At 75.1% G+C, this 5,741-nt stretch carries 4 protein-coding genes; 2 read left to right on the top strand and 2 right to left on the bottom strand.

Annotated features, from left to right (window positions below):
• On the bottom strand, positions 1-189 hold a 189-nt coding region (locus PYV61_RS19900), incomplete at its 3' end, for a hypothetical protein (RefSeq protein WP_275834888.1).
• 155 nt (positions 190-344) lie between these two features.
• Here PYV61_RS19900 and PYV61_RS19895 point away from each other — a divergent pair.
• Positions 345-647 (top strand): hypothetical protein, encoded by a 303-nt coding sequence (locus tag PYV61_RS19895; protein WP_275834886.1) that lies wholly within the window; start codon positions 345-347, stop codon positions 645-647.
• Between the two features lie 44 nt (positions 648-691).
• Positions 692-3,010, top strand: a complete 2,319-nt coding sequence (locus PYV61_RS19890; protein WP_275834884.1) for a hypothetical protein — start codon at positions 692-694, stop codon at positions 3,008-3,010.
• 221 nt (positions 3,011-3,231) lie between these two features.
• On the opposite strand, the gene PYV61_RS19885 is transcribed toward PYV61_RS19890, so the two are convergent.
• Positions 3,232-5,741, bottom strand: a 2,510-nt coding sequence (locus tag PYV61_RS19885; RefSeq protein ID WP_275834883.1) for a zinc-dependent metalloprotease, incomplete at its 5' end; no start/stop codon positions are given.

Raw genomic sequence — 5,741 nt, 5'->3', positions numbered from 1 at the left:
GGCGGCGGCGGCGGCGAGCCAGCGCGCCGACGCCGCGGGGTCGGGGGCGAAGTCGTGCTCCAGCAGCGCGTCGGCCGCCAGCGCGCAGCCGGCGTCGCCGGCGAGCACCGGGGGGGCGCCGGGCAGCTCCGCCGACGCGCGGGCGGCGAGGCCGCGCAGGGCGGCGTCGTGGACGACAAGGACGAGCACGCTCAGAATCCCGGGGAAAGACGGCACTCTGCCCGTCTAGGCGCGCCCCATCATGCGTCGTAGCGTGACGCGCCCGCAACACTCGGGCGAGCCGACCGCGTGCGACGCCGCGCGCCCCGCCCCCGGCTCCGCGCGCGTCCGCCCCGCGAGGTGCCATGCCCACGCTCCACCTGCACCTGCGCGACGGGTTCGTCGGCGAGCGCGTCGTCGTGCGCGTCGGCGACCGCGTGCTGCTCGACGAGGAGGGGGTGCGCACGCGTCCGCAACTCGGCCTCGCGCTGGCGCGCGAGCTCGAGGTCCCCGCCGGCCCGCTGGCGCTGCAGGTCGCGGTGCCCGACCGCGGCGTCGCGCGCGCGCTCACCGTGGAGCCGGCGCGCACCCCGTGGGTCGGCGTGTCGGTCGACGCGGGCGGCGCGCTATCGGTGGTCGCCACCGCCGAGGGGTTCGGCTACGTCTGAGCCCGCCGCATCGGGCCACGTCCCCCACGCAGAAGGAGCGTTCGATGTCCGCCTCCCGAGGCCGGTCCACCCGCGCCCGCCGCCCCGAGTTCGACGACTACCACATGCCCCCCGAGCCGGCCGCGTCGGCGCGCGAGGCGGTCGAGGCGCCCCCCGACGTGGACGCCGCGGCGTACGCGGCGTACGCCGCGGCGGTCGCCGCCGACGCGTCGGGCGACCCGCAGGCGGCGTCGCGCCCCGTGGTGCCGCAGCTGCCGCCGATCCTCTACAACGCGAGCGGGCTGTACGAGTTCACGCAGGCGCCCGTCGTCCCGACGCCCGCGCCCGCCCCCGCGCCGCCGGTCGGCCGCGTGGAGGAGGAGGACGCGGCGATGGCCGAGCCGCCCGAGGCGGCGCTCGTGATCCTGCGCGAGACGCTGCGCCTCGACGTCGACGGGCGCTACCCCCAGATGACGGTCAGCGGGACGATCTTCCAGCTGCTGACCGAGCGCATCCACTGGATCGCGCGCCTCACCCGCCAGGCCGACGGCAGCTGGACGGGGCCGATCTGGTACAAGAGCGGGACCGCGTCGGCGCTCCCGTACACGCAGGTGAAGGTCACCGCGGTGCGCAGCCCGTTCCCGACCTCGCGCTCGGTGACGGTGGTGTTCAGCGGCGGCGGCTCGGCGGTGCGCACGCGCAAGTACAAGTGGGCGTCGGCGTACTTCCGCCCGTGCGAGCTGGAGTACGACACCGTCGCCGGCGCGACCGCGGTGACCGGGATCCAGACGCACGCGCACCCGCGCCGCCCGTCGTCGCTCGCCAGCGAGTCGCTGACGATCGAGAAGGTGTTCCAGCGCGCGGGGTTCAACGTGACGCGCTCCGGCGACTCGCCGATCCCGATCGTCAACGCCGGCGCCGACCAGAAGTGGAACGACGCCGAGATGCACGACGCGATGCAGCGCTTCTGGTCGCGCTTCGCCGACCGGCCGCAGTGGGCGGTGTGGACGCTGTTCGCGTCGCTGTCGGCGGAGGGGACGAGCCTGGGCGGGGTGATGTTCGACGACATCGGCCCCAACCACCGCCAGGGGACGGCGGTGTTCAGCAACTCGTTCATCGCCCAGGCGCCGGCCGGCGACGCCGCGCCCGCGGCGTGGGTGGCGCGCATGCGCTTCTGGACCGCGGTGCACGAGCTGGGGCACACGTTCAACCTCGCGCACTCGTGGCAGAAGGTGCACCCGCCCGAGTGGGGGAACAGCTGGGTGCCGCTGGCCAACGACCCGCAGGCGCGCAGCTTCATGAACTACCCGTACAACGTGACCGGCGGGCAGTCGGCCTTCTTCGGCAGCTTCGAGTACCGCTTCAGCGACGCCGAGCTGCTGTTCATGCGCCACGCGCCCGAGCGGTTCGTGCAGCACGGGAACGCGAGCTGGTTCGCCGACCACGGCTTCGAGCAGGTGCGGAAGAGCGACACGCCGGCGCTCACGCTGGAGCTGCGCTCGAACCAGGCCGACCAGCCCAAGAGCCACGCCGCCACGCACCAGTTCCTCGACCAGGTGGTGGTGGAGCTGAAGGTCACCAACGCCACCGACGAGCCGCAGCTGGTGGACGAGCACCTGCTGGAGACGAGCGACGCGTTCACGATCGCGATCCGCCGCGAGGGGGGGCAGGCGAAGGTGTTCTCGCCGCACGCCACGGCGTGCTGGCACGCCCGCAAGCGGGTGCTGACGCCGGGCGAGTCGATGTACGCGTCGCTCTACCTGTCGGCGGGGCGGGCGGGGTTCTACGTGTCGGAGCCCGGGCGCTACGTCGTGCAGGCGGCGCTCCACCTGGCCGACGAGGACGTGGTCAGCAACCCGCTGGCGCTGCGCGTGCTGCCGCCGCGCGGCTACGAGGAGGAGGCGTTCGCGCAGGACCTCTTCCTCCCCGACGTCGGGCGCGCGCTGGCGTTCGACGGGACGCGCGCGCTGGTGACGGCGAACGCGGTGCTGCAGGAGGCGGTCGAGCGCTTCCCGAAGCACCCGGTGGCGACGCACGCCCGCGTGGCGCTGGCGCTCCCGCGCGCGCAGACCTTCCGCGAGCTGCGGGCGACCGACGACGCCCCCGGCGAGGCGCGCCTCGAGTTCCGCGGCCTCGACCCGGCGTACGAGGAGGCGACGGGGCTCCTGCACGACGCCCTCGCCGCCAAGCCCGCCGAGGCGGCGCGCGTCCTCGGCCACATCGACTTCGCCGACTACGGCGCGCGCTACGCGCAGGCGCTGGAGGAGGGCGGGGACGGGAAGGCCGCCGAGCAGACCCGCGAGACCGTCATCGAGGGGCTGAAGAAGCGCGGCGTGCGGGCGGGGATCCTGGCGGAGGTGAAGCAGGAGCTGAAGGCGGAGTAGCGTCGAGCGTCGAGCGTCGAGGGGGCTCCTCGCGGGAGGACGGCGCCTCGCCGAGCAGGAGACCCCGTGGCCGAACACGCCGAGCGCCGAGCGCCGGGCGCCGAGGAGATCTTCTCTCTCGGCGCCCGGCGCTCGGCGCTCCAGCGGTACCGCGCGGACGGTGGTTCGCGACGACGCGGACCGCGCTACGCGGAGTCCGCTCGACGCTCGACGCTCGACGCTCAGCGCTCGGGGTTGAGGATTCTCCCGATCTGCGCCCGCGCGTCCATCAGGTGCAGCCGCGACGTCCGGTCGCCGGTGCGCCCGACCGCGCCGGCGAGCTGCCGGTCGAGGTCCACCAGCTCGCCGCGCAGCAGGGCGCGGGCGTCGTTGGCGGTGGGGGGCGTGAGGAGGGCGGCGAGCTGCGGCGGGATGCCGGCCGGCGTGGCGGCGGCGGGCGGGTTGATCTTGGCGCCGAGCAGCTCGAGGTAGGTGCGCTGCAGGCGGCGGCGGTACGGGTCGATCGCGGCGCCGCTCGCCGTCTCGCTCCACACGCCGCGGCGCAGGTCGGCCAGCATGTCGCCGAGCGCGTACGCCGGCGCGCCGCCGGCCAGCGCCTCGTTCTCGATCATGCGCTGCAGGCGCGTGTTGTCGAGCAGCACGTTCAGCACGCGCCGCTGCGCGCTCCCGATGCGGTCGATCGAGCCCGCGGCCTCGATCTTCCGCAGGATCGACGGGTCGAGCAGGTAGTCCGGCGTGCGGAACGCGTTGGCGTTCAGGAACGCGACCGCCGCGCGCTGGCGCGCCGCCGGCACCGGGGTGTACACCGCGCCCGGCTGGCCGACGACCTTCTCCTGCTTCGCCAGCCCGCCCGGGATGCGCGCCACGTGGCCCAGCTCCGTGGCCCACTGGTTCACCACGTAGCCGTACATCTCGCGCAGGTCGGCGTACGTCTCGCCCGGCGTCGCCGTGGACGCGCCCTCGACCAGCCTGGCGACGCGGCGGATGTTGCGCAGCCCGAGCGTCGTCGCGCCGATGGCGTCGGCGTCGCCCACCGCCTCGTTGGCCTCGCCCGGGTCGGCGCCCGCGATCCCCTCGTCGCCGGCGTAGCGCAGCCACGGGATCGTGTCCTGCATCCGCACCCACCGCTCGAGCGTCGCGCGCTCGGCCTCCGACGAGGCGGCCTCGGTCAGCGGCGCGTAGGCCCAGCGGATCGCGAACCGGTCGTACGGGCCGACCTTCGGGACCAGCGACTCCAGCGAGTGCCCGTCCTCCGGCTGCGCGACGTAGTTGAAGCGCGCGTAGTCCATGATGCTCGGGCTGTGCCCCATGCGCGCCGTCCACGCCTTGGAGCGCACCGAGTCGAGCGGGTACATCGAGCTTCCCTTCATGTTGTGGCGCAGCGCGAGCGTGTGCCCGACCTCGTGGGCGACCACGTTCTGCACCAGGCGCCCCATCAGCGAGTCGGGGAGCGGCAGCTTCTGCGCGCGCGGGTCGAGGTGGCCGACCTGCGCCACGTAGATGCCGCGCAGCACGTTCATGATGTTGTGGTACATCTGCACGTCGGCGTCGAGGATCTCGCCGCTGCGCGGGTCGACCGTGCTCGGGCCGACGGCGTTCTCGCTGGCGCTGGGGAGCCAGCGGACCATCGAGACGCTCGCGTCCTCCCCCTGCAGGATCCCGATGGAGTCGCGCGGCACCTCGCGGGCGACGATCCCGCGCGCGAAGCCCGCCTCGGCGAACGCCGGCTGCCACTCCTCGATCCCGCGCTTCACCCACGGCACCAGCCACGCCGGCGTGGCCGGGTCGACGTAGTACGTGATCGGCCTCCGCGGCAGGCACAGCGCGCCCTCGCGGGCGTCGGAGCACTCCAGGCGCCAGCGGTTGGCGAACACGCGGCGCGCCACGCGCTGCTCGCGCGTCCCGAAGTCGGCCTGCGTCGTGTTGAAGTAGCCGACGCGGTCGTCGTACAGCCGCGGGCGCATGGGCGCGTCGGGGAGGCGCACCAGCGAGAAGTGGTACACCTCGGTGCCGCGCGGCGCGGTCGGGCCGAGCAGCGCCGCCAGCGGGTTCGCCGGCGCGACGGGGAGCGACGCGAACGTCTGCGACGCCTCGACCTCGACGTTCCGCTCGAAGGTCGCCACGCGCTCGACGAACGAGCGCGTCGGGTCGGGGGCGCCGGCGGGGCCGCCGACGATCAGGTCGGGGACGCCGCCCAGGAACAGGCGCGACACGTCGATCACTGGGGCCGAGTCGCGGCCGTACGCCTCGACGTTGAAGGCGGCGATGATCGGCGCGTAGGCGACGATGTCGAGCGCGCGCGCGATGGCGTTGCTCGTGTCGCCGACGACGTTCTGGTAGTTGGCGCCGCGCAGCAGGACGCGGTTGTCGCGCCGCTCCCACCGCACGAGGCGGCTGCCGGCGAGCGTGGTGCCGGGGATGCCGCCGATCGGCTGCTGCGACCCGCGCAGCGAGCGCACGACGAGCATGTCCTTCCCGAGCTGCGCCGCCGGGATCTCGAACAGGAGGCGGCCGCGCAGCTGGTGCGTCGTCAGGAGGCCGCGCGCGCTCCGCGCCCCCGGGGTGACCACCATCGGGTACGGCCGCGGGCTCGGCTCCCCCGGCGCGCCGCCGGCGGCGGCGAGCATCCCGGCCAGCGCCGCGGGGTTGGCGGCGCCCGGGGCGCCCGTACCCGGCGCCCCGGTGCCGGGCGCGCCGGGCGCGGGGGTGCCCGGGGCGGCGGCGGCGGGGG

Source organism: Roseisolibacter sp. H3M3-2, assembly GCF_029211165.1.
Lineage (GTDB): Bacteria > Gemmatimonadota > Gemmatimonadetes > Gemmatimonadales > Gemmatimonadaceae > Roseisolibacter.
Note: the sequence above shows the minus strand (reverse complement) of the source record. Positions and strands in the feature narration are given on the sequence as shown.

Bases quoted from the DNA above. Each gene is read 5' to 3' on its own strand.
- PYV61_RS19895 (WP_275834886.1), top strand. From the start codon at position 345: ATGCCCACGCTCCACCTGCACCTGCGCGACGGGTTCGTCGGCGAGCGC.
- PYV61_RS19890 (WP_275834884.1), top strand. From the start codon at position 692: ATGTCCGCCTCCCGAGGCCGGTCCACCCGCGCCCGCCGCCCCGAGTTC.